At 68.0% G+C, this 23,950-nt stretch carries 21 protein-coding genes and 1 pseudogene; 9 read left to right on the top strand and 13 right to left on the bottom strand.

Features of this window, described 5'->3' with window-relative positions; translation table 11 throughout:
• Positions 1 to 23 precede the first annotated feature (23 nt).
• Positions 24 to 617: a rod-determining factor RdfA gene (gene rdfA / locus ACNS84_RS14205; RefSeq protein WP_435075513.1), complete on the top strand. Its 594-nt coding sequence runs from the start codon at positions 24 to 26 to the stop codon at positions 615 to 617.
• 761 nt (positions 618 to 1,378) lie between these two features.
• Positions 1,379 to 2,089: a GIY-YIG domain-containing protein gene (locus ACNS84_RS14200; RefSeq protein WP_435075512.1), complete on the top strand. Its 711-nt coding sequence runs from the start codon at positions 1,379 to 1,381 to the stop codon at positions 2,087 to 2,089.
• A 151-nt stretch (positions 2,090 to 2,240) separates the two neighbouring features.
• Here the strand turns inward: ACNS84_RS14200 and ACNS84_RS14195 are convergent, their stop codons facing one another.
• The 5 genes from ACNS84_RS14195 to ACNS84_RS14175 form a co-directional block, all read right to left on the bottom strand.
• Positions 2,241 to 2,378, bottom strand: coding sequence for a hypothetical protein (locus ACNS84_RS14195; RefSeq protein WP_435075511.1), 138 nt, complete (start codon positions 2,376 to 2,378; stop codon positions 2,241 to 2,243).
• Between the two features lie 184 nt (positions 2,379 to 2,562).
• Positions 2,563 to 5,010 carry a heavy metal translocating P-type ATPase gene (locus tag ACNS84_RS14190; RefSeq protein WP_435075510.1) on the bottom strand — a complete coding sequence of 816 codons (2,448 nt, stop codon included), beginning with the start codon at positions 5,008 to 5,010 and terminating at the stop codon, positions 2,563 to 2,565.
• Positions 5,011 to 5,079: 69 nt separating this feature from the next.
• Positions 5,080 to 5,838 (bottom strand): helix-turn-helix domain-containing protein, encoded by a 759-nt coding sequence (locus tag ACNS84_RS14185; protein ID WP_435075509.1) that lies wholly within the window; start codon positions 5,836 to 5,838, stop codon positions 5,080 to 5,082.
• 356 nt (positions 5,839 to 6,194) lie between these two features.
• Positions 6,195 to 6,806, bottom strand: coding sequence for a helix-turn-helix domain-containing protein (locus tag ACNS84_RS14180; RefSeq protein WP_435075508.1), 612 nt, complete (start codon positions 6,804 to 6,806; stop codon positions 6,195 to 6,197).
• Positions 6,807 to 6,883: 77 nt separating this feature from the next.
• Positions 6,884 to 7,924 (bottom strand): disk-shape morphogenesis protein volactin, encoded by a 1,041-nt coding sequence (locus tag ACNS84_RS14175; protein ID WP_435075507.1) that lies wholly within the window; start codon positions 7,922 to 7,924, stop codon positions 6,884 to 6,886.
• 206 nt (positions 7,925 to 8,130) lie between these two features.
• On the opposite strand from ACNS84_RS14175, the gene ACNS84_RS14170 reads away from it, so the two are divergent.
• Positions 8,131 to 8,964, top strand: coding sequence for a geranylgeranylglycerol-phosphate geranylgeranyltransferase (locus ACNS84_RS14170; RefSeq protein WP_435075506.1), 834 nt, complete (start codon positions 8,131 to 8,133; stop codon positions 8,962 to 8,964).
• Positions 8,965 to 9,057: 93 nt separating this feature from the next.
• Here the strand turns inward: ACNS84_RS14170 and yciH are convergent, their stop codons facing one another.
• The 5 genes from yciH to ACNS84_RS14145 form a co-directional block, all read right to left on the bottom strand.
• On the bottom strand, positions 9,058 to 9,351 hold the full coding sequence (gene yciH / locus ACNS84_RS14165; RefSeq protein ID WP_004046732.1) for a stress response translation initiation inhibitor YciH: 294 nt from the start codon (positions 9,349 to 9,351) through the stop codon (positions 9,058 to 9,060).
• 95 nt (positions 9,352 to 9,446) lie between these two features.
• Entirely contained in the window at positions 9,447 to 11,771 is a 2,325-nt protein-coding gene (locus ACNS84_RS14160; RefSeq protein WP_435075505.1) for a transglutaminase TgpA family protein, read from the bottom strand.
• A complete protein-coding gene (locus ACNS84_RS14155; protein ID WP_435075504.1) occupies positions 11,768 to 12,919 on the bottom strand; it encodes a DUF58 domain-containing protein in 1,152 nt (383 codons plus the stop codon). Before ACNS84_RS14155 ends, ACNS84_RS14160 begins: the two co-directional genes overlap by 4 nt.
• Positions 12,920 to 12,925: 6 nt before the next feature.
• Positions 12,926 to 13,906: an AAA family ATPase gene (locus ACNS84_RS14150; RefSeq protein WP_435075503.1), complete on the bottom strand. Its 981-nt coding sequence runs from the start codon at positions 13,904 to 13,906 to the stop codon at positions 12,926 to 12,928.
• 394 nt (positions 13,907 to 14,300) lie between these two features.
• Positions 14,301 to 15,653: a dihydroorotase gene (locus ACNS84_RS14145; RefSeq protein ID WP_435075502.1), complete on the bottom strand. Its 1,353-nt coding sequence runs from the start codon at positions 15,651 to 15,653 to the stop codon at positions 14,301 to 14,303.
• 150 nt (positions 15,654 to 15,803) lie between these two features.
• Between ACNS84_RS14145 and ACNS84_RS14140 the strand changes: the two are divergent.
• From ACNS84_RS14140 to ACNS84_RS14125, 4 genes and pseudogenes are all read left to right on the top strand, one after another.
• Positions 15,804 to 16,028: pseudogene (locus ACNS84_RS14140) on the top strand (DUF8162 family protein); the annotation flags it as partial.
• A 95-nt stretch (positions 16,029 to 16,123) separates the two neighbouring features.
• The gene (locus ACNS84_RS14135; protein WP_435075501.1) at positions 16,124 to 16,333 is read left to right on the top strand and encodes a DUF1328 family protein; all 210 of its coding nucleotides are present in this window, start codon (positions 16,124 to 16,126) and stop codon (positions 16,331 to 16,333) included.
• Between the two features lie 184 nt (positions 16,334 to 16,517).
• Positions 16,518 to 17,888 (top strand): serine--tRNA ligase, encoded by a 1,371-nt coding sequence (gene serS, locus ACNS84_RS14130; RefSeq protein ID WP_435075500.1) that lies wholly within the window; start codon positions 16,518 to 16,520, stop codon positions 17,886 to 17,888.
• Positions 17,889 to 17,999: 111 nt separating this feature from the next.
• On the top strand, positions 18,000 to 18,455 hold the full coding sequence (locus tag ACNS84_RS14125) for a ferritin-like domain-containing protein (protein WP_435075499.1): 456 nt from the start codon (positions 18,000 to 18,002) through the stop codon (positions 18,453 to 18,455).
• A 44-nt stretch (positions 18,456 to 18,499) separates the two neighbouring features.
• Here the strand turns inward: ACNS84_RS14125 and endA are convergent, their stop codons facing one another.
• The gene (endA, locus tag ACNS84_RS14120; protein ID WP_435075498.1) at positions 18,500 to 19,678 is read right to left on the bottom strand and encodes a tRNA-intron lyase; all 1,179 of its coding nucleotides are present in this window, start codon (positions 19,676 to 19,678) and stop codon (positions 18,500 to 18,502) included.
• Between the two features lie 143 nt (positions 19,679 to 19,821).
• Here endA and ACNS84_RS14115 point away from each other — a divergent pair, with 143 nt between their 5' ends.
• Complete coding sequence (locus tag ACNS84_RS14115; protein ID WP_435075497.1) at positions 19,822 to 22,074, top strand: AAA family ATPase; 2,253 nt, start codon at positions 19,822 to 19,824, stop codon at positions 22,072 to 22,074.
• Between the two features lie 3 nt (positions 22,075 to 22,077).
• Positions 22,078 to 23,037 (top strand): rhomboid family intramembrane serine protease, encoded by a 960-nt coding sequence (locus tag ACNS84_RS14110; RefSeq protein ID WP_435075496.1) that lies wholly within the window; start codon positions 22,078 to 22,080, stop codon positions 23,035 to 23,037.
• Positions 23,038 to 23,058: 21 nt separating this feature from the next.
• Here the strand turns inward: ACNS84_RS14110 and ACNS84_RS14105 are convergent, their stop codons facing one another.
• Positions 23,059 to 23,553 (bottom strand): CopG family ribbon-helix-helix protein, encoded by a 495-nt coding sequence (locus ACNS84_RS14105; protein WP_435075495.1) that lies wholly within the window; start codon positions 23,551 to 23,553, stop codon positions 23,059 to 23,061.
• Positions 23,554 to 23,578: 25 nt separating this feature from the next.
• Positions 23,579 to 23,890, bottom strand: a complete 312-nt coding sequence (locus ACNS84_RS14100; RefSeq protein ID WP_435075494.1) for a PadR family transcriptional regulator — start codon at positions 23,888 to 23,890, stop codon at positions 23,579 to 23,581.
• Between the last annotated feature and the right edge of the window lie 60 nt (positions 23,891 to 23,950).

Raw genomic sequence — 23,950 nt, 5'->3', positions numbered from 1 at the left:
ATGCTTAACGGCTACGGCCCCGCATGGGCAATGGCCGTTCGACAAAGGTTGCAAAGGTCATCGACAAATATGATCTGGACGGGCTCGGGCTCCAACTCGAGGAATCATGGACTGCAGACCCCGAAACGCGGACCAGCCTTCGTGACCTCGCAGACGAGTTCAACGAGGAGGTGCTTCGGGCCACACTCAAAGGAACCGGAGATCTCCCGCTCGAATTCGAAATCACCGGGACATACGAGACGCTCTCGGATGGAGGGGGACCGGATGCGACCCGTACACGCCGACGCTTGGAACGGGAGGGGATCAACGTAGATGAGTTGGAAGGGGATTTCGTTACTCATCAGGCGATTCACACGTACCTCACAAAGGAACGTGAAGCGGAACTGCCCGAAGACGATACTGGCGCTATCGGACCGAAGATCGAGACGATAGAGAAGTTGCAGTCCCGTCTCGAAGCGGTGATACAGACAGCCCTCGCCACTCTCGTCTCCGCCGGGACGCTCGATCGCTCCGACTACGACGTGCTCGTCGACGTGCGTACCGTCTGTCCCGCGTGCGGCTCCGGCGCACCCGTCGGAGAACTACTTCGCGAGGGTGGGTGCGGATGCGGCGAGTGAGTACTTAACAGATCCTAGTGATATAGGTACTACTGGTATGTTATCAATTGAACGGCTGCGTCGACAATCCGAAGTAGCGTCTCGAATCCGTGCTGATTGACGGTCAATAACGCACGTCACCATCCCTTCCACCGGAAGTCACGGAGCGAAGCGACCGATGTCCTTTGACGCTGATAGACCGTGATAGACAGTCCTAGGAAGCTTTCTCTCCCCTCAACTCAAGCGACCACCGGGGTGATATCATACTTTGCGAAAGCTCTCGATGTATATTACTAATCATTACTAATTGGTTCGATTCGGGGGTAATTGGCGACAAAATCGGAATTATTCTGTGAGATAGCTTGGATATATGCGCAACCACCTTATTTTCCAATATTATCTACGGGCTGGCCCGAATGCAATCTCAGTTCTCGTTGAAATCACTTTGAACAACCACATCTCGATCTGAGAACGAATGCTCAAATATATATGTGTATATTGGCAGGACATAATTCATATTTGAGAAAGTATGGTAGGCGGATGGCCTTCTGTATTCGATTCCTTGTAATTGATCTCCGTATTAGCTAACTCTGACTCTCGGTCACTATTTCCGAAGAGTTCCTCCCGCGGATGCTCGTCTACTCCCTCACAGTCGAGAACGGAATCACCCGTTCATACTTGGACACGGCGAGAGTACGAGGACCTCCATCCGTCGTTCTACTCGAATCCGTCGAACAGAGTGGTGACACTCTTTGTGCGTGAATGAGAGGAACCTCGTAAGAATGGCTCGTCAGGACGACATCGACCGCTTCTATGGGTTACTCAATGACCTTGAGCAGCGAGTCGGCGGTACACGGCAACTCAAGAACTGTACCGGGTACATGGACTGGCCTGACCGGGGCGTCTACATCTTCTTCGCACCGGACGAATACCGAGACTCTGGCGACCAGCTTCGAGTGACCCGAATCGGGACTCATGCGGTCTCGGAAGGAAGCAGTACGTCGCTCTGGAACCGACTTCGGACGCATCGAGGAGCGATGCGGGGGACCTACGACGGAGGTGGTAATCACCGAGGATCCGTATTCAGAAAGCGAGTCGGTGAGGCGTTCGTAGAGCGTGACTCCTTACATGGCGAGTATCCACAGTGGGGCGAGGGTTCGAGCGCGAAACGGGAACAACGACTCGATGAACTCGAGATGGAGCGGCGAGTAAGCGATTATCTCCGAAGCCTGCCGTTCCTCTGGTTGAAGGTTGACGACGAACCGAGCGCCGATAGCCAGCGGGCCTATATCGAACGGAACACGATCGCACTCCTCAGCAACTACCAGCAAGATGCAGTCGACGCTCGTTCAAATGATTGGCTGGGCAACCACAGTCGAAGCGTGAAGATTCGGGAGTCAGGTCTGTGGAACGTGAATCACGTTGGTGAAGAGTACGATCCGATGTTCCTCGACATCCTCACAGATGCGATCGAGGATACGCAACCACTGTGACTCGAAATACGCGGTAGTCGTTGCTCGGTAATAGAGTGGCCTCGGCACTCATAGGGCTCGTCATCGCTGGTGCCGAGGCAGCTCGGAGCGGTGTATCGTCATCGGCCGTCCGACCGTACTTCGTCCGCCGATTAAAAGGCCGCGGCCTCGGTCACCGGTGCGACGACCCGGTGTACGCGTTCCATCGGTCGGTTCCGTTGGGAATCCGCTCCCCGTCCGTCACGTCGAACGGTCTCGCGCACCGGGCGACCGCCTCCGCCGCAGTTGGGAGCCCGTCGTCGCGGTCCACCGTCTCCGTCTTCGCCTCGATACTCGTCTCGGCCGCGCTCGGTCCGTCGGGACGGGTCGCCGTCGCCGGGTCCGAGCCTTTGTCAATCGTGTACTACGGGTGGCACAACTCTGCCGATGCAGCCATTCTTAATAAAAGTTCATGTTAGTGTCGCGTGTTGCGGGTGCCGGGTCGCGACCACCACCTACTCGAACGACTCAGGCTTGATGCCGGAGAGCCGCATCGCGTTGCCGGTGACGCCGAGACTCATGCCCATGTCGCCGACGACGACCGCGACGGCGACGCTCACCAGTCCCAGCGGCACCCCGAGCGCGAGCAGGAACTTCACGCCGAGGCTCGCCCAGACGTTCTGGCGGATCACGCCGTTCGCCGTGTGCGAGAGTCCGTAGAGGTAGGGGAGCTTCGAAACGTCGTCGCCCATCAGGGCGATGTCGGCAGTCTCCAGGGCCGTGTCCGTCCCCGCGGCGCCCATCGCGACGCCGACATCGGCCACCGCCAGCGCGGGTGCGTCGTTGATCCCGTCGCCGACCATCGCGACGGCACCGTACGCCTCCTGGAGCGACTGCACCGCGGAAACCTTCTCCTCGGGCAGCAGTTCGGCGCGATACTCGTCGACGCCGACCTGGTCGGCTATCGCCCGCGCGGTGCCCTCGTTGTCGCCAGTCAGCATCACGACGTGCTCCACGCCGAGTTCGCGGAGGCGCTCGACCGCCCGCTTCGAGTCGCGACGCACCTCGTCGGCGACGGCGACGGCCCCGGTCAGTTCCGTCGCCGTTCCGACGAGAACGACGGTCTTCCCCTCGCTCTCCAGCGCACCGATTACTTCGTCGGCGAACGCACCGTCGCCGGAGGTGTCCGATGTGCGGTCGCCTTCCGACACGACCCCGCCGTCGGTCTCAGCACGGGCTCGTGAGAGGTCGAACCCGAGGTCCTCGAACAGGGCCGGCTTCCCGGCGTAGTACGTCTCGCCGTCTATCTCGGCCCGGACTCCCCGTCCGGTCAGGCTCTCGAACTCCGTCGGCTCCGCGACGCCGGTCACGCCCGCGTCCTCGGCGCGGTCGAGGATCGCGGCCGCAATCGGGTGTTCGCTCCGTCGCTCGAGCGCCGCGGCCCGTCGCAGCAGCGTCGTTTCGTCGGCGCTTCCGAGCGGAACGAGGTCGGTGACCGCGAGTTCGCCCCGCGTGAGTGTCCCGGTCTTATCGAGCGCGACGGCGTCGACCTCGCCCATCGCTTCCAGGTGGTTCCCTCCCTTAATCAGGACGCCGTTCTTCGCCGCGCTGGTGATCCCCGAGACGACGGAGACGGGCGTCGAGATGACGAATGCGCAGGGACACGCGATCACCAGCAGCGTGAGTCCGCGCACGAACCAGGTCCCCCAGTCGCTCGCGAAGACGAAGGAGAATCCGGCGAGCTCGATCGTCACGGGGGCGTCGATGATCAGCGGCGGGACCGCGGCCGTGAGGATCGCCAGTACGACCACGACCGGGGTGTAGTACCCCGCGAAGCGGTCGACGAACTGCTCCGTCTCCGTCTTCTTCGCCTGCGCGCCCTGTACCAGTTCGATGATCCGCGAGAGGGTGGAGTCGCCCGCGGTCGAGGTGACCTCGATCTCGAGGTACCCCTCCTCGTTGATCGATCCGGCGAACGCCTCGTCGCCGACGCCCTTGTCGACGGGGACGCTCTCGCCGGTGATCGGCGACTCGTCGACCGCGCTCTCTCCCGCGACGACTGTCCCGTCGAGCGGGATCTTCTCCCCCGGACGGACGATTACGATCTCGCCGACGGCAACGTCGTCGGTCGGCACCGTCACCTCGTCGCCGTTGACCGATTCGCCGTCTGCGCCAGACCCCGTCGCCGACCCCTTCTCTCGCTTGACCGTGGCCTCGTCCGGCGACAACTCCATCAGCTCCCGGAGCGAGTCGCGGGCGCGGTCCATCGCGTAATCCTCCAGCAGCTCTGCCACGCTGAAAAGCACCGCGAGCGTGGCGGCCTCGACGAAGTAGCCGATCCCCGTCGCGGCGATGATCGCGGTCCCCATCAGGAGGTCGATATCGAGGCTTCGGTTCAGTGCCGAGTAGTAGCCGGCGCGGATAACTGGGATCCCACTGGCCGCGACCGCGCCGATGAACAGCACGTCCGCGAGCGTGAGCGAGGCGCTGAGCACGCTCGCCACCGCGGGGTTCCGCCCCGTCAGGACGAATTCGAACAGGAGTCCGGCGACCACCAGCACCGCACCCAGCCAGGTCTTCTTCGCGCGTGGGGTCGTCCAAACCTCGGCCGGGGGTGCGACCGCGACGCCGTCGGCTCCCCTGCCGCTCGATTCTTCACGCTGGCCGGCCGCTCCGTCGTCGCCGGTTGTGCGCCCGCCGGTGACTTCGTACCCTGCGCCCTCGATGGCCGCGACCACGTCGTCTTCGGTCGTTCGGTCGGCGTCGTACGTGACCGTCGCCGTCCCGGCGGTCGGGTTGAGTGCGACCTCGGTGATCCCGTCGACGCGCTCGAGGGCGTTGTCCACTTTCCCGGCGCACGACGGGCAGTCCATCTCGGGCACCGCGAGGGCGGCGGTCAGTTCGCGCCGTTCGCCCCCGTCCCCCTTGGTTCCCCCTCCCTGTTCGTCGGGATCGTCGCTCATTACGATGAGGGAAGGCCCTCACAGCGATAAGCCTTGGTTGGAAATATCCAATTCACGCGAGCCACGGGATCAGCTACGCGGGGTGGGGACCCCGTCGGTCTGCGGGTCGCGGGCGACGTGCGCCTTCGCCAGCAGCTCTTCGGCCCGGCGAAGCCGATAGGTGAGCGTCGACCGGGGGACGTCGAGGTGGGCCGCGAGTTCGCCGGCGTCGACCGCCCGCGGCGACTCGTAATAGCCGTGTTCGACCGCGGCCCTGAGCGCGGCCTCTTGTTCGGCCGAGAGCCCGACTCCGTCGCCGTCGCTCTCCGACTCGTCGGGTGCGCCGGAGACGTTCGCCGTCCTGAGGAGTTCCGTCCGGGCCGCGTCGCCGACGGCGTCGCGGAGCGCGTCGAAGAACGCGCCCACGTCCCCCGCGCCGGAGTGGATGAGCCGCCACGTGTAGTGGCGTCCCTCGTGGCGGGTCTCGAACAGCACGCCGTCGCCGAGATGATCCCGCGCGAGGTGGGGGACGGACGCGCAGACCGGCGTGGGCTCCCAGTCGGTGTACAACACGAGCGTGTCGTCGGTGCGGTCGAGGACGCGGGTGCTCTGGGTCGCGCCGCAGTCCTCGGTCGCGAGGCAGTCGGCGTAGTAGTCGCCGTCGGTGAAGGCGTCCTCGACGGCTGCGAGCGCCTCCGGGGAGCCGGTGGCGTGGTCGACGCGCCAGAGGTGGTCCTCCGTGGCGTGCAGCGACAGCGACCGCACCCGCGCACCCGAATGCTCAGCGAGTGCGTCGGCCACCCTGTTACGCCCCGGTTCGTACTCGAGGGCGAAGACGAGTTCGCGCATGCGTCTCACTTGGTCACGGCCGGACATAACAGGTGGCCTCGGTGCCTCACCGGCGTCGGGAGCCCCAGTTCCGGCAAATTCGAGCCCTTCGTCGCTGAATCCCTCCGTCACGACTCGATCTGTGTGCGTCGCGCTCGAAAGTTCGGCTGCGAACTCGGATTTGCTATATCGGTATGTGGTTTACACGGTCGGTCTCCGAGCCAGTTCGGGGCGGATTTTTCGTTCGTGAAAGCGCTCGAAATCGGGTTTTGGAGGATTCCTACGCCGGGCGTGGTCGAGATAGACGGAGCGAACCGCGGATGGGGGAGGCCCGCGCTCGACTGACGGGTGCCGCTTCGAAGCGTTCGAGACGTCGCTCAGTCGTCGACCGCTTCGAAGGCGTCCGTGACGAGTTTCGCCTGCGCGGCCCGAAGCCGCTGTGAGAGCGCCGACTTACTGATCGCCAGCTCGTCGGCGAGCTCGCCGAGCGACACGTCGACGTCGGCGTCGAAGTAGCCGCGGACGACGGCGAGTTCTACCCCCTCGCGCTGTTTCGGGGTGAGCGCCGACAGGTCCACCGTCGCCTGTTCGATCGAGTCGGGGCCGGCGACGACGGCGAGTCTGACGAGTCGAACGCGGTCGAGGATCTCTCTGAGCCCGGTGACGATCTCCCGCACCGCGTCGCGGTCGTCGACGTACGAGGTCACGATCACCGAGCCGGCCTCGACTCGCCGCACGTGAGGCACGTAGCCGACCTCCTGAAACACCCGACAGAGACAGTCGTCGGTGACCTCGCCTCGGTCCCGGCGGATCCCCTCCTCGGTCGCGGGTTCGACCTCCACGGTGCACTCGTCTCCGACCGCGTTGACCGTGACCTCGCTCGCGTTCTCCGTCTGCGACACGATCGGACACGCCCACTCGTCCGCCGGGTCGACTTCGAGGTCGACGCGGAGTCGCCGGTCGCCGTCGTCGCTCGCGGCTTCGGCCATACGGTCTCTCGACGCGCCTCGGGGTTAGGCGTTCGGCGAGTCCTCACGATCCGAAAAATCGGTGTCCGATGGCGGGGTCAGTCCTCGGACTCGGGCGCGGCCTCTTCGCTCGCGGGCTCGTCCACGCTCTCCGCCTCGTCGCCCTCCTCCGAGCGCGCCGCGACCAGGGCGCCGCTGGCGACGCTGTACATCGGCTCCTCGGCCGAGCGCACGCCGCTGATCGAGAACGGGATGTTCGCGTCGTCGAGGTGGTCGGCGAACAGGTCCTTGAATCCGTTCGGGCTGGAGGTGCCGCCGGTGACGACCACGGGAACGTCGAGGCCTTCCTCGACGTCCTCCTCGTCGACCTCGCGGCTGATGTTCTCGATGACGTAGTCGAGCAGGTTCTCGTAGTAGATGGCGAGCGCGCCCTCGACGCCGCCGACGTCGGTGCGGAAGTCGAGTTCGAAGTCGTCCTCCTTGATGCTCGTCACCTTATCGACCGGGGTTCCCGTGGCCTGCGAGGTCTGCTCGTCGATCCAGTCGCCGCCGCGGGCGATGGAGAACTTCATGACGGGCACCGCGTAGTAGGCGAGACAGACGTTGGTCATCCCCGCACCGAAGCTGATCCCGAGCCCGGTGAAGTTGTTATCCGCGAGTTCGGAGTAGATGACTGCCATCCCCTCGTTGATCGGCTCGGGGTCGTACCCCATGTCGCCGAGCATCGACTCGAGCGTCTTCTCGTGGTACAGCGTCGTCAGCTCGGAGTCGATCGGATCGGCCGGACTGGAGTAGAACAGCCGCTCGTTTGGCCGCGAGGGCTCGCCGACCACCTGCTCGGTGATGAGCTTGATCATCGGAATCGCCGACGCCTCGTTGCTGGATAAGATTCCGTGCTGCATCGGCCGGCGCGTCTCCTTGTTGAAGATGTTCGCGAAGTTGAGCGCGTCGTCACCGACGACGTACACCTTGTCGTCCTTCCGGATGTGGAGGACGTCGCTGCGGGAGAGCATCTGCTCGGCCATGTCGCTGTACTCGATCTCGACGAACGAGTTCCGTTGCTGTACGAACACCGTCTCCGCCCCTTCCTGTCGTCCAGAGAGGATGTTCATCGTACCGACGTCAAGGCCCTTAGCCATACACGCTGGTTTTCTTCCACACGTCATAAACGTTCGTGGCCGATTCCGTCTGTGAATAATCGAGCGGTGTAGGGTGATCCCTGCGGGAACCCTCAATTCGGACTCACTCTCGGGGCGGCCGGTCGTCGACTTCCGAACTGGCGGACCGCGCTGCCGGCACACATCCCGGGTCGTTTATGTGCTGCGCCGCGCTCGTGCGAGACGACGTGTACGACACAGCGCGCGGGGTCGCGGAGCTGGCGCGGCCGGGGAACTGCATCGCCGCCGCGGTCCTCACGGGAACGGGTGCGTTCGTCGCCGGCGCCGGCGACGCCGTGATCCTCGCGGCCATCGCCGCGCTCGTCACCGCGGTCGCAGTCGCCGCGGGCAACGCTATCAACGACTACTTCGACCGCGACATCGACGCCGTCAACCGACCGGACCGACCCATTCCGCGCGGCGCCGTCTCGGCCCGCGGCGCGCTCGCGGTCGCCGGCGTCTGGTTCTTCCTCGCCGTGGCGCTCGCGACCCGCCTCCCCGCGCTGGCGATCGGTATCGCCGCCGTCAATCTCGTCGCGCTCGTCACCTACACGACGGTTTTTAAAGGGACGCCCGGGCTCGGCAACGCGCTCGTCTCGTACCTCGTCGGGTCGACGTTCCTCTTCGGCGGGGCTGCGGTCGGCACGCCGGCCGCCGTCGTCGTCCTCGCGCTGTTGGCCGGCCTCTCGACGTTCACGCGAGAGGTGATCAAAGACGTCGAGGACGTGGCCGGGGACCGCGAGGAGGGGCTCCGAACCCTCCCCATCGCGGTCGGCGAGAGGAGAGCGCTGTGGGTCGGGACCGCCGCGCTCCTCGTCGCCGTCGCGGCCAGTCCGGTCCCGTACCTAAACGGGACGTTCGGCGGAGTGTACCTGCTCGTCGTCGCCGTCGCCGACGCGGTGATGCTGTACGCCGGCTACGAAAGTTTCAGTGACCCGGCGACCGCGCAGCACCGATTTAAATACGGCACCTTCCTGGGGGCGGTCGCGTTCGTCGTCGGCCGGGCGGCGCTCCTGATATAAGCGGTCCCCGGATCCGTGTGCGGTCGCTCACCGAGCGGGACCGTTCAAAAATCGAATCCGCGAATCGCCCGACGCCGGACGGTCAGGTGACGGTCACGCGACGTTGAAGCCCTTGTCGCGGAGGAAATCCTCCACGCGACCCGAGTGGTTCCCCTGTAGCTCGATGGCGCCGTCCTCGACGGTGCCACCACAGGCGAACTTCGACTTGAGATCCGACGAAAGGGAGCTCATGTCGACGTCCTTCGGGTCGAATCCTTCGATGACCGTTACCTCCTTACCGTACCTTCGCTCGTCGATGCGGATGCTGATCTGCTGGGACTCTTTCGCAACGTCTTCGCAGACGCAGAGTTCCTGGGGCAGTCCGCACGTCGAGCAGACTTCCGACATTACAACCGAATCTACATGGTGACCGTATTAAATAGTGTCGGGAGTGCGATCGCGGCGAACATCCGACAGACGTCCGGCGAGAGGGCGCGAGCGGGTCAGTCGAACAGCCGACGGACGATCGGCGTCGACTCGAGTGCCAGTCTGCGGACCGTCCGGCGCGCCTCGTCGGCCTCCGCGCGCGTCACCGTCCCGGCGTACGTCGCCCGCTCGTAGGTTTCGCCGACCGCGAACGCCCGCTCGTCGAGTCCGCGCAGTCGGAGGGCATCGAGGTAGGCCCGCGGGGTCTCCCCCACGCGGCGTTCCCGGTACCGACGGCCGAGCAGGGACTCCAGGTCGGCGAACGCGCGCCGCGCGTCCGTGGTCGGGTCGGCGCGAATCCACGGGAGCCAGAGCCTCGCGGCGCGGCGGGAGCGCTTGCCGACGCGGTAGTGTCGGGCGCCCGTGACGCCGATTACGACGGCGAACAGCCAGTACGCGACGGTCTCGACCGACGGAATCCGAGATCCCGAGTCGTCGGTCGTCGGCTCCCCGCCGACCGCCCCGCGAGTGAGCGACTCCTCGCGTCGGTCGATCCGCCCTTGAACGGAGTCGTCGACATCGTTCGACCCATTCGCGGCCGTCGCCGTTCCGTTGGTCTCGTTCGTCGCTTCGATCGCGGGCTCTCCCTCCACGGTGTCGGGAACGATGTCCGGTGCGAGTCTGCCGGGATCGGAGGCTGCCACGTCGACGTTCTCCTCGCCCGTGGCCCGCGCGTCGGCGAGTCGCGCGCTCCGGACCTCCTCGCGCTCGGCAGGCGGCGTGGGGTCGAAGGCGACCCAGCCGTGCTCCGGGAAGTACACCTTCACCCACGCGTGAGCGTCCTGCCCGCGAACGACGTACTGGTCGTCGCCGATCGACTGACCCTCGGAGTAGCCGGTGACGAACTGCGCCGGGACGCCCTGCGAGCGGAGCATCGCCACCATCGTCGTCGCGAAGTAGACGCAGTACCCCGCGTCCATCTCGAAGAGGAATGCGTCGGCCACGTCGCCGTCGGGTTTCCGCACGGTCAGCGAGTACGCGTACTCCTCGCGCAGATACCGTTCGATCGCGACGGACTGATCGTAGGGATTCTCTGCGTTCGCGTCCGCGAGGATCGCCTCGGTCCGATCGCCGAGCCGGTCGGGCGTGCTCTCGGGGAGCTGGGTGTAGCGCTCCTCGAGCGCGGGGTCGTACGCCGTGCTGGCGTTACGGAGGACCGCCGGGTCGTCGTCGAGTATCCTGCTCTCGACGGTGACCGTCTCGCCCGGCGCCAGCGGCTCGGCGAGCCGTATCGTCCCGTGTTCGTCGACCCGAGCGGTCTGCGCGGCGGTCCCGCGCACGTCCACGACCTGCCACGGCGACGGGAGCGAGGGCGACTCCGTCTCGGCGGTGATCGTGACGTTCACGCTCGTCGCGTCGCCCGGCGGCCCGTCGAGCGATCCCGCTAACGGCGACTGCTCGCCCGATCGCACCCAGCCGTCGCCGGTGTAGGTGTCGAACGCGCCGGCGTGCCAGTTCGTCGCCGTCGGGCTTTCGATGGTGTACCGGACCTCGGGCGAGAGCCGCGTCGGGCCGATGATCGTCACCTCGTCGTCGGCGTCGATCGACGACTCCAGCGTCGGTGTGCCGCGGTCGAGCCCCCACGGCTGGGCCGCGCCGGCCGGAAGGAGGGTGAGCGTCGCGCTCACGAGAATCATCGCCGCCACCACCGCCGCGAGAGTGTCGCCGTGGTCCCGGATCCCGCCCGGTATCGACAGCGTCGAGAGGCCTGCCGCGAGCGCGACGCCGACGACCCCGGCGAGCGTCGTCGTCCCGTTGGCGTCGCCCGTCAGCACGAGGAACCCCAGTGTTCCCCCGGCCACGCTGGCGGCCCACATGTGCCGTCCGCGACCGACGAGGTAGCCGACGAGGAACGTCGGCACGGGCGCGACCGCGAGCACCCACACGTCCGCGAGGGCGAGGCGCAGGATCGACAGTCCAGTGAGCAGGGAGACGACGTCGATCGCAACCCGCCGGACGCTGAACACCGCGCGCTGGCTCGCGGGGATCGCGAAGTAGTACCCCGCCAACGTGACGGCGAACAGGGCGACCGTCAGCCGGACCGCGGCCCGCTCGCCGATCGACCGCGCGAGGACGAACCCGGCGACACCGGCCAGCGCGACGACCGCCGCGGTCCGGGCCGTCCCGCCAACGACGTTCGTCGCGCCGAGGAACACGGAGAGGTACGCCGCAGTGGCGATTGCGACGCCGAGAACCGGCGGATCGACGACCGACCGCACCCATCCGCGGACGCCGCCACTGCCGGAGGCGCTCCCGCTCCCGGGCTCTTCCCGCCGGCCCCGGCGCCGGAAGGTTCCGCCCCGATTCGATCCGCCGCGGTCGCCGAGGGACGGCCCTCTCATCGGCCGAGCACCTCGCGTCGGCTCGGCGACGCGGCCCGCCCGGCGGCCCCGCCGAGCGGGTGGCCGTCCGCCTGCCCGTCGCCGGTCGCGGCGCCGTCCCGTGACGCCGGACCGTCCTCGCCCGGTCCCGCCTCTCCGATCCCGCCGCCCGCGACCTCGTCGAACGCGACGACGCGGTCGCCGACGCGGTACTGCGCGCCGTCCCCGTCGGCGACCACGCGGACGTCAGCGTCCTCGACACCGACCGACCCCGGACCGGTCCGCGCGGCCAGTTCGAGCACGGTCCGGCGCCCGCGGGATCCCGGGTCGGCCGAGACCGCCCCGGCGGGGAGCGTTAGATCGACCGGGACGCCGTCGTCCAAGAGGGCCAGCGCGAGGCTGGCGGCCGCGCTCGCGAGCGCGTCGGCGGGGGTCCGCCCGTCCGCGTCCCGCCGCCCCCCGGCGGCCTCGCCGGCGATCGCTACACGACCGCGCTCCGTCTCCGCGGCGAACGATTTGACCACTATCTCGTCGTGTTTCGCCGTCGCCGCCCAGTGGACGTCGCGGAGCGGATCGCCCCGCGTGTACTCCCGGAGACGGTCGAACTCCTCGCGCTGCCGGCTCGTGCCCATCGCGTCCTCGGCGTACAGTGCCCGCCGGAACCACGCCGGAATCGACCGACACGCCGGATAGGCTATCGTCGAGTCGAACTCCTGTACGACCGCTCGCCGCTCGAAGAGTCCAAAGACGTCGCTCGCCGTCACCGTGACGGGACCGAAGCGTCGTTCGCCACGTCTGAGGAAGCGGACGGAGTACGTCGCCGGGGCGTCGCCGACGGAGGTGCGGACAGGAGCCGTCGGCCCCTCGAGCCCCTCATCAAGCCCGTCTTCGACCTCGGCGACGTACGTCGGTGACAGCTCACCCGTCCGTCCGCGGAACGCGAGTCGGACTTCGCCGCGCTCTCCGACGGACCGCTCGCCCGGAAGCGTCCGCCTGACCGTCGGCTCGTCGATCCGAGCGAGTTGGACGTATCCCGCCGCGAGCGCGACGACGCTGGGCAAGACGACGGCCTCCAGCGACCGCCCGCCGGCGGCGAACGCCATGCCAACGCCGACGAGGCAGACCGCGGCGACGACGAGACCCCGACGGGTGAGGGTTGGCGACGCCACGGCGGATCACTCCACGCTCGTCCGCTCCAGCGCGTCCTCGACCACATCTCCGCCGTCGGTTCCGGAGTCGGAGCGGATTCGATGCGCCAGCACGGTCGGCGCCTCGGTCTGGACGTCGTCGGGGATCACGTACCCGCGGCCGTCGAGCGCGGCGCGCGCCTGCGCGGCCCGGAGCAGCGCGAGGCTTCCCCGCGGGCTCACGCCGAGCCGTGCGTTCTGGCGCGTGTACGTCGCCAGCCGCGCGATGTACTTCCGAACCGGCTCGGCCGCGTCGACTGCGGCGACGACATCGCGGGCGCGTCTGACGTCTCCGATGGACGCGACAGGCTCGACGGCATCGATCGGATGGGTTCCGGCCATCCGGCCGATTATCGTCGCCTCCTCGTCGGCGGTGGGGTAGCCGAGTCGGATCTTCTTGGTGAACCGGTCGATTTCGGCCACGGGAAGCTCGTACGTCTGTCCCGGTTCGACGTCGTTCTGCGTGGCGATCACGCAGAACGGGTCAGGGAGCGGTCGGGTCTCCCCGTCGGTCGTCACCTGTTTCTCCTCCATTGCCTCCAAGAGCGACGACTGCGTCTTCGGCGGCGCCCGGTTAATCTCGTCACCGAGGACGACGTTCGCGAACACCGGACCGGGTTGGAACTCGAACTCGTCAGTCCGCTGGTTGAACACGTTGACGCCCGTGACGTCGGCAGGGAGGAGGTCGGGCGTGAACTGGACGCGCTTGAACGAGCCGTCGATCGAACTCGCGACGGCCTTCGCCAGCGTCGTCTTCCCGACCCCGGGCACGTCCTCTACGAGGAGGTGTCCGCGGGCGAGAATCGTGATCACGACGTGTTCGACCGCCGCTCGCTTCCCGACGATCACCGACTCGACGTTGTCGACGATGCGCTCGGCGATCGCCGCCACCTCATCGAGCCCCACGTCGGCCACGTCGGCGTCGTCGGTATCGACACCGCCCGAACCCGCTTCGGTCGCGTCCGTCATGGCGACGCCCGTCGCCCGGCGGCCCAGAACCGCGGCGAGGCCCCGGCCGGCCGCGAGGCCCGATTTGGTCGCGAGCCCCGTGCTCCCGCCGACACCGGATCAGCCCGTACGGCCGTCTTGCTACCACTCCCCGTGACAGTGCTACCCACGACCATTGATACTGAATAGGTAGGGGTAGCAACGGCATATGCGTTCCGCCGGACGCAGTCGCTCGCACACGGCCGACCGGGAGACACGGCGGTCGGACCGCGATTCGAATTCGCTGTCGGTGACGGCTACCGGACGTACCAAGAGGTCCGGTTGTCGGACAGTCCACTTGGTTCGGCTGTCGAACGTACCAAGAGGTCCTATTGTTGGACGTTCCAAGAGAGACGGGTGTCGGACGTTCGAGGGATTATTGTCGGACGTTCCGCCCGTCCGGCTCGCCGAACGCCTCCGCGCCCGTGAGGGGGTCGCGTTCGTATACGACCTCGCCGCGGACGAGCGTCAGCTCCGGGAAGACACCCTGTAACCCCTCGAAGGGGGTCCAACCGCACGCGCTGTGGAGCGCGCCGGCCTCGATCTCACGGGGGTTCGTCAGGTCGACGAGGACGAGGTCGGCGTCGGCCCCCTCGGCGACCACTCCCTTCGACTCGATCCCGAAGATCGACGCGGGATTGGCGGCGACGACGTCGCGGACGCGCTCCAAGCCGAGTTCCCCCTTCCGGACGGACTCCAAGAGGAGCGGGTAGAGCGTCTCCACCCCCGGGACGCCGCTCGGCGCCTCCGTGAGCCCCTGTTGCTTCTCGGCGACGGTGTGGGGCGCGTGGTCAGTGGCGACCACGTCGACGTCGCCGTCACGGAGGCGCTCGAACACTCCGGCCCGGCGCTCCTCGGATCGCAGGGGCGGGTTCATCCGCCCGAACGTGCCGAGCCGACCCGCGTTCTCTCGCGAGAGAAAGAGGTGATGAGGGGTGACCTCGCAGGTGGGCGGAACGGCGTCTGTCGTCGCGTCCCCGCCGGTCTCGGACTCCCGTGCCGAGACGACCGCATCGATCCCCTCCGGCGTCGACGTGTGTGCGATGTGGACCTGCGCGTCGCTCTCGGCGGCGGCCTTGAGAGCGCGCTCGACCGCGGCGACCTCCGCCTCGGCGGTCCGGTAGGCAGACCACGCGTCGGCCCCCGCTGCGGTGCCGACGCCGCCGAGGTCGCCGTCGAGTGCGTCGTCGTCGAACAGCGTCTCGTCCTCAGCGTGGACCGTGACGGGGACGTCGCGGGCGGCGGCCTCCGCGAGCGCCTCCTCGAACAGGTCGGTCGCGATCCCCATGTCGCCGGTCGAGTCCGCGAGGAACACCTCGCCGAGTGCGAACAGGGGGCGCTCGAACAGGCTCTCGGGGTCCCAGTCGCCGGTGACCCCGCCGTTGATCCCGTAGTCGACGAGCGACTCGGCGGCCAGCGCGGCCTTCTGGTCGAAGGCGTCCCCGTCGACCGTGGGCGGCGAGGTGTTCGGCTGGTCGACGACCGTCGTCACGCCGCCGGCCGCCGCGCTCCGCGAGCCGGAGGTCCACGTCTCCTTGTGGCTCCCGCCCGGCTCGCGGAAGTGGACGTGAACGTCGATGGCCCCGGGCAGGAGGTGTCGCCCGCGAGCGTCGACGACCCGCTCTCCCGCGTCCGCGTCGAGTCCCTGACCGACCGCGGCGATCCTGCCGTCCGCGATTCGAACGTCGCGGACCCGCCCGTCGGCCAGTTCCGCACCCGTGATGAGCATGCGTACGCGCTGGCGGCGCGACGCTTAAATCGTGTGGTCCGCGCGATCCCCGGTCCGCGCCACCACAAAGCGTTTGACACGTCCGGCGAGAACTCGCGCATGGTTTTCGATCCCGCCGGCGTCACCGGCGCTCCAGCGGTCGTCGAGACGGCGACCGGCTGGCTCCTGACGCTCGCGCTGTTCGCCCTCCCCGGCGTCGTCGCCCCGACGGTCGCCGCGTCCGGGCTCCCGCGGCTCGGCGTCGACTGGGACCCGACGGGATACGGCGCCTCCACGTGGCTCCTCCTCGTCGCCGCCGGGCTGTGGTACGCGGTCGTCGCCGCGGCGCCGCTGGTCGCGCTCGCGATCGGCATGGCGCTGCCCGGCGGGTATTGAATCGACAGTCGCGGACGACTCGGTCTGACACGGAAACGCCCGCGATCGGTCGATATTGTATTTGTAACTAAGTAGATAGGAACGGACGGTCACGTATGAGCATCACACAGGCGATTCACGACGGAGCCTTGGCAATGCCGCTCCAGTTCGGTGGGGACCTGATCGGACTCGCGATTCTGTTCGTCGTCCTCGCGCTGATCGCGGCGGTTGCCGGCGCCAGCGGCGTCGCCGGAATGAGTATGAGCATCGCGAAGTGGCTCGTTATCATCTTCATCGTGCTCGCGGTCATCACGTTCATCCTCTGAGCCGAACCGACCGCGACGACCGCTGTCGACGCCGTTGATATCTTTTTCAGACGCGACACCGACCGCTAGCGACTGCTTACTGTGAGAAATCGGTATCAAACACCGATGAGCGTCCCGCCGATTCGGACAAGACGCTCCCGACGCTCCGATACGGTTTTGGGTCGCCCCGCGGAATCCCCGATAAATGCTGTCTCGACAGTTCGTCCGGGAGAACCCCGAGGTCGTCCGCGAGGCGCTCGTGAACAAGGGCGTCGACGTCGACCTCGACCGGATACTCGACGTCGACGAGGAGTGGCGGGAACTGAAACAGCGCGGCGACGATCTGCGTCACGAGCGCAACGAGGTCTCCTCGACGATCGGTGAGCTCAAACAGGCCGGAGAGGAGGAGGCGGCCCAGGAGGCGATCGAGCGCTCGCAGGAGCTCAAATCGGAACTCCAGGACATCGAGACGCGCGCCGAGGAACTGGAGAGCGAACTGGAGGAGTCGCTGCTCGAACTCCCGCAGATCCCGCAGGAGTCGGTACCGGTCGGCGCCGACGAGTCTGAGAACGTCGAGCGCCGTCGTGAGGGGTTCGATGGGCTCCGAACGCTCCCGGACGACGTGGTCCCCCACTACGACCTCGGCGAGGACCTCGAAATCCTCGACTTCGAGCGCGGCGCGAAGGTCGCCGGCGCCGGCTTCTACGTCGCCAAGGGCGACGGCGCCCGGCTGGAGCACGCGCTGATTCAGTTCATGCTCGACGTCCACCGCGATCAGGAGTACACGGACGTGTTCCCGCCGATCCCCGTCAACTCGGCGTCGATGCGGGGCACCGGCCAACTCCCGAAGTTCACCGAGGACGCGTACCGGGTCGAGGGGACGAACGAGGACGAGTACGACGACGACGACCTCTGGCTGCTCCCGACTGCGGAGGTGCCCGTCACGAACCTCCACCGCGACGAAATCCTGCTCGGCGAGGACCTCCCCCTGAAGTATCAGGCGTACACGCCGAACTTCCGGCAGGAGGCGGGCGAGCACGGCACCGAGACGCGCGGAATCGTCCGCGTCCACCAGTTCAACAAGGTGGAGATGGTGAACTTCGTGCGGCCGGAAGAGAGCGACGAGCGCTTCGAGGGGCTCGTCGACGAGGCCGAGGAGGTGCTTCGCCGCCTCGAACTCCCCTACCGCATCCTGGAGATGTGCACCGGTGACCTCGGGTTCACGCAGGCGAAGAAGTACGATATCGAGGTGTGGGCGCCGGCCGACGAGATGGACGAGGGTCCCGAGGAAGGCGGCCGCTGGCTGGAGGTCTCCTCCGTCTCGAACTTCGAAGACTTCCAGGCGCGCCGCGCCGGGATCCGCTACCGTGAGGAGCACCACGAGTCGGCCGACTATCTCCACACGCTGAACGGTTCGGGGCTCGCGGTCCCGCGCATCGTCGTCGCCATCTTGGAGTACTACCAGAACGACGACGGCACCGTTACCGTCCCCGAGGCGCTCCGCCCGTACATGGGCGGCACAGAGGTCATCGAGGGACACGACGCGGTCGGCGAGTCGAAACTGGGCGGCGAGTAGGCCTCGCGGGTCGGCCGGCGGTGGATCCTTCGGGTGTGAGTCGTCCGGCTGCGCTCCGAGCAGTCAGAACCCCCGACCATTATATCCGCGTCCGACAAACATGTTGCTCGTATGACTTCAGACCGCGTTATCGAACTGCTCCGGAAGGCCTACAGCGACGAGATAGAGACCGTGATGAACTACCAAACGAACGCGATCGTCCTCGACGGCGTCCGGGCCGAGGAGATCAAAGAGAGCCTCCAGCAGGACATCCAGGAGGAGTTGACGCACGCCGAACAGCTCGGCAACCGGCTCAAACAGCTGGGCGCCCGCCCGCCCGGCTCCGCGGAGTTCGAGGCGCGACAGGACTCGCTCCAGCCCCCCGAGGACTCGACAGACGTGCTCTCCGTCATCCGCGGCGTCCTCGACGCCGAGGGCGGCGCCATCGAGACGTACCGCGCGCTCATCAACGCCGCCGAGGACGCCGACGACCCCGTCACGGAGGACCTGGCGGTGACGGTTCTCGCCGACGAGGAGGCGCACCGAACCGAGTTCCGCGGCTTCGAGAAAGAGTACGCGAACGACTGAGCGCGGTCGGCGGCGAACGGGCTTTTATCCCAATTTAAACCGACCTACGGTGTCAACCGACCGATGGAGACCCACTCCACGTCGGCGTCGCGAGCCGCGTCGCCGTCGTCCGTGGGGGTCATTCCGTCGCTCCCGCCCTCGACCGCCGTCAGCGCGAACACCATTTCCTTGCGGACGCCGCCCGCGAGCCGGACGTCGAGCGACATCTCGCGCGGCGAGAAGCGGTGGTCGGCGTCGACGACGCGCACGAGGTGCTCGGAGTGCGGCAGGTCGTCGACCGTCTCCACGTCGAGGTAGGTCCGGAAGTCGGCGCCGAACTTGAAGCCGGTCTTCGGGACCGCGTCGGCCTCGCGGAGGCGCTTATAAACGGCGAGGCGGCGGTCGAACCGCTCGCCCTCGACGGCGCGACCGCGAGCGACGACCGCGGCGGCCGGCCCGTCTCGGTCCGCGGCGCCCGTGTCGGGAGCATCGCCCGCCGTCCCCACCGACGCCGACAGCGAGAGGACGCCGTCGGCCGCGAGCGACGCGGCCTCGACGAGCGAAAGCTGGACGGCGCCCTCCACGGCGGCCGCGCGGCCGGTGAGCGGCTGGCCGTAGAAGCCGCGCTCGTAGAGGCCGTCGGGCGCGTCCCAGACGACGACGCGGTCGGAGAGAAGCACGCCGTCGAGGCGCTCCGGTGGTTCGTAGTCCGTCTCGCCGTCGATGCGGCCCGCCGTCGCCGCGAAGTACGTGATGTCGGACTCCTCGTCGACGACCGCGAGCGTGCGTCCCGCGAGCCCGGCGGCGGCCAGCGACTCGCGCTCGCCGACGACTTGGACAGGGTACTTCACGTCCCCCGTGTCGGGCGTCGAGCCGCGCTGGTAGGCGACGAAGTCGACCGCGTCGGGTACACCCGCGCTCCCACCCGGCCACGGCTCGCGGGCGGGTGAGAGGTAGAAACCGCGGTCGCGGAGGTCCGCGTAGACGAGGTAACGCACCGCGAACCGGTCGGTCGCGGCGGCGCTCTCGACGAAGAAGCGCTCGAAGCCCACGGGGTCCGCGTCGGCGTCGAGCGCGATCCCGGAGAGGTCGCCTCGGAAGAGCAGGTGGGCCGCCTCGACGCGCGAGAGCTCGATCTCGTTCCCGTCGAGCGGGCGACCGTAGCCGCGGGAGTCGTAGAATCGCTGGCGGGCGTCGCCGGCGACGCGGACCGCGTCGCCGCGTAACTGCCCTGTCGGTTGCATACCTCAACGCGGGCCCGGACGGGGTAAGGGGGTTGCGGTCGGTGTCGCCGTCTCGCCCCATTCGCGCTGCGGTCGGGTCGCCGCCGTCGATCGACGCCCGCCCCCCTGACAAGGATAAAGGGTTGGCGGCGACTACTGCGGGTATGAACGACTCCGCAGGGCTCCGGCTCACGGTGCGTGCCGCCGAGAAGCGGGACGCCGGCCGGGGCATCGCCAGACTCCCCGAGTCGGCCCGGAAGCGACTGGGCCTCCTCAGCGGCGACACTGTCGAGATACGCGGCGACCGCGTCGCCGTCGCGAAGGTGTGGCCCGGCGGCGCCGAGGCGCGCGAGGACTCCGTGCTCATCGACGCGGACACCCGCGCGAACGCCGGCGTGAAGGTCGGCGACGTCGTCACCGTCGCGCCCGTCACCGTCGAGGATGCCGACCGCGTCGTCCTCGCCGCGCCCGCGCGCCTCGCCGACGTCGACGTGAGCAGAGAGGTGGTCGAGCGCGCGCTCGCCCGCGACCTCCGCGACCGTCCCGTCACCGAGGGCGAGGCGGTCCACGTCGAGCGACTCGGCGGCCTCCGGTTCGTCGTCGCCGAGACGGCGCCTGTAGGAACCGTGCGCGTGACGAACCGAACCGATGTCTCCGTGCAGTACGGGGACGGTGGGGACGACGCACCGGACCGAGCTAAGAACCGGGGCGGCGCCGACCGAGATTCCCGGAGCGACCAGCTGACCGGCGGGTCGGGCGACCCCGCGCGCTCGACGGGGAGCGGTCCCGCCACCGGCGACGGCACCGCGCCGCCCGCGGATCACACCGCGGGCGCGACGTACGAGGACATCGGCGGGTTAGACGAGGAACTGGAGCTGGTGCGCGAGACGATCGAGCTCCCCCTCTCTGAGCCGGAGGTGTTCACTCGGCTCGGCATCGACCCGCCGAAGGGGGTCCTGCTCCACGGGCCGCCGGGTACGGGGAAGACGCTGATCGCCCGCGCCGTCGCCAACGAGGTTGACGCCGAGTTCATCACCGTCGACGGTCCGGAGATCATGTCGAAGTACAAGGGCGAGTCGGAGGAGCGTCTGCGCGACGTGTTCGACCGCGCGAGCGAGGCCGCACCCGCGATCATCTTCTTCGACGAGATCGATTCGATCGCCGGGAAGCGAGACGACGGCGGTGACGTGGAAAACCGCGTCGTCGGACAGCTTCTGTCGCTGATGGACGGGCTCGACGCCCGGGGCGACGTGATCGTCATCGGTGCGACGAACCGGGTCGACACCCTCGACCCCGCGCTCCGTCGCGGCGGCCGGTTCGACCGTGAGATCGAAATCGGCGTCCCCGGCGAGAGCGGTCGCCGCCAGATCCTCGACGTTCACACGCGCCGGATGCCCCTCGCGAGCGACGTGGACCTCGACCGCATCGCGGGCCGAACCCACGGGTTCGTGGGTGCCGACATCGAGGGGCTCACTCAGGAAGCGGCGATGACGGCGCTCCGGCGCGCCCGTGAGTCGGACGCCCGGGCGCTCGACGACGTGACCGTCTCGAAGGCCGACTTCGAGGCCGCCCACGCGAACGTCGAGCCGAGCGCGATGCGGGAGTACGTCGCCGAACAGCCCGCCACCGACTTCGCGGACGTGGGCGGGCTGCCCGAGGCAAAAGCGAAACTCGAACGGGCCGTCACGTGGCCGCTGACGTACGGGCCGCTGTTCGACGCCGCCGACGCCGACCCGCCGACCGGCGTCCTGCTGCACGGGCCGCCGGGAACCGGGAAGACCCTGCTCGCGCGCGCCATCGCCGGCGAGAGCGGCGTCAATTTCATCCAGGTCGCCGGGCCCGAACTGCTCGACCGCTACGTGGGCGAGTCGGAGAAGGCGGTCCGAGACCTGTTCGACCGCGCGAGGCAGGCGGCGCCCGTGATCGTCTTCTTCGACGAGATCGACGCCATCGCGGCCGACCGCGACGGCGCCGGCGGGGACGGCTCGGGCGTCGGCGAGCGCGTCGTCTCGCAGCTACTCACCGAACTGGACCGCGCCAGCGACAACCCGAATCTCGTCGTGCTCGCGGCGACGAACCGGCGGAACGCGCTCGACCCCGCGCTCCTCCGACCGGGGCGGCTGGAAACCCACATCGAGGTGCCCGAACCCGACCGCGACGCCCGCCGGAAGATATTCGACGTACACACTCGCGACAAACCCCTCGTGGACGGGGTCGACCTGGAGCGCCTCGCTGACGAGACCGAGGGGTACTCGGGCGCCGAAATCGCCGCGCTGTGCCGAGAAGCCGCCCTCATCGCCATCGAGCGCGTCACCGACGAGCACGGTGCGGCCGCGAACGACCACGCCGACGAGGTGGCGATCACGAGCGACGACTTCGCGGCCGCGCTGGAGACGGTGCGACCGGCGACCCCCTGAGCGATGAGCACCGAGGGCGACTCCCGCGGCGGCGGTGAGGCGTCGAGCGACCCCGGCCCGGGCTCAGACCCGCCGACTATTCGCGGGCTCCTCGCCGCCGTCCGGGCCGGCGTTCGGTCGCACCCCCGAGACCTCTTTCTGATCGCCGTCCCGTTGCCGGCGCTGCTCGTCTCCGTGAGCCTCACGCCGGGGACCGACGCGTGGCGGCTCTCGCTCGCGACGGGCGGCGTCTTCGAGAGCCGGTGGGCGCTCTGGACCGCGTTCGCGTCGAGTTTCGTCCACGCCAGCCCGGCGCATCTCATCGACAACATCGTCAACTACTGGCTGCTCGTCGCGGTCGCATACCCGCTCTCGCTCGTCGCGGGTTGGCGGCGACGGCTGCTCGGGACTGCTGTCGTCTACCTCGCCGTCGTCCCGCTCGCATCGTCATGGGCGACCATCGTTGCGCTCGGCGGCCTGACGAACGCGCCGACCGCCGGCTTCTCGGACGTGAACAGCGCGCTCCTCGGCTACCTGATCGTCGTCTGGTTCGCCGCGCTGGCGACGGAAGCGGGCGGGGGCGACGCGCCCGACACGGGCCGTCGAAACGGCCCCGCCGGCCCGGCGGTCGGCGTCGACGCCCGCTGGTCGGTCGTGGTCGTGCTGGGATCGCTCGCGCTCGCGTACCTCGCGCCGAGCGGCGTCGGGTACTTCCCGTCGTTACCGGCGGTCGGCTCGCTGTTCGCGCTCTGTGCGGCCCTCGTCGCGGCCGGCCTCTACGCGGGCGCCGGCCGCCCGCGGATAGTCGGCCTCGACCTCTCGCCCGAGCGGGAACTGCTGTACGTCACCGCCGCGAGCGTCGCTGTCGCCGGAGTGATCGGGTCGCTGGTGGTCGTCCCGTTCGGCAGCAACGTGTTCGCACACCTTGCCGGCTACGTCGTCGGAGTCGCGGTCCCGCTCGTCGGGGTCGTCCTCGACGGCTGACTCGCGCTCGCGATTCGCGGGTTACTCTTCGCTGTGTCCGTGTCCGCCCCCGCCGTGTCCGTGTCCGTGGCCACCCTCGCTGGGGATCGCCTCGTCGACTGCACCGCCCCCGAACTCGTCGACCGGAGTCACGCTGTAATCCACGGTGAGCGTGTCCTTCGTCGCCCGGATCTTCCCGACGAACGCCGAGATATCCTCCAGTCGCCCCTCCAGCACGAACAGCTCCATGCAGTAGCGGGAGCCGACGTGGTTGTGGAAGTTGGAGGCAACCAGTCCCTCGTGCTCGTGGCGGAGCCGCATCATTCGCTCTTCGACGCTGGTGGTCTCGTAGTCGAACAGCACCGTCACCACCGCCATCAGCTCTCTGTCTTCGAGCGTCGCGTCTTCGAACTCCCCGAGGAGGTTCCGCGAGGCCTCTCGAACGACCTCGCTGCGACCGGTGTAGCCGTGTTCGTCGGCGAACCCGTCGAGCCGATCGAGCAACTCCTCCGGCATTGAAACGCTGACGACCGTCATATAATAACTCAAGCGGGCGATGTTGTTAATCCTTGAGGTCGGATCCATCGCTCGGCGTCGGTTCCCCGACGAGTTCGGAGAGCCACTCGTGGTGATCGAGGAGCGCGCGCTCCCCGGCGTCGGTGAGCGCGTACACGTTCGCGATGCCCTCCGTTCGACGGTCGAGAAAGCCCGACTCCACGAGCGACCGCAGCGTCGCGTAGAAGGAGCCGGGATCGATGTGCTCGTCGTAGTGCGACTCCAGCCGGTTCTTCAGCGACTGCGCCCGCAGCTCGCCGGCGTCGTACAGCAGCGCGCACAGGTCGCGCCGGCGGCCGCTGTGGAACCACTTCGTCATGGGGTCGGCTAGCGCGCGCCGACTCACGACCGTTTCGGTCCGGGCGAGCCTCCCGGCGAC

It is taken from the genome of Halorubrum wangae, from assembly GCF_051194135.1.
GTDB lineage: Archaea > Halobacteriota > Halobacteria > Halobacteriales > Haloferacaceae > Halorubrum.
This window is presented reverse-complemented; position numbering and strand designations above follow the sequence as displayed.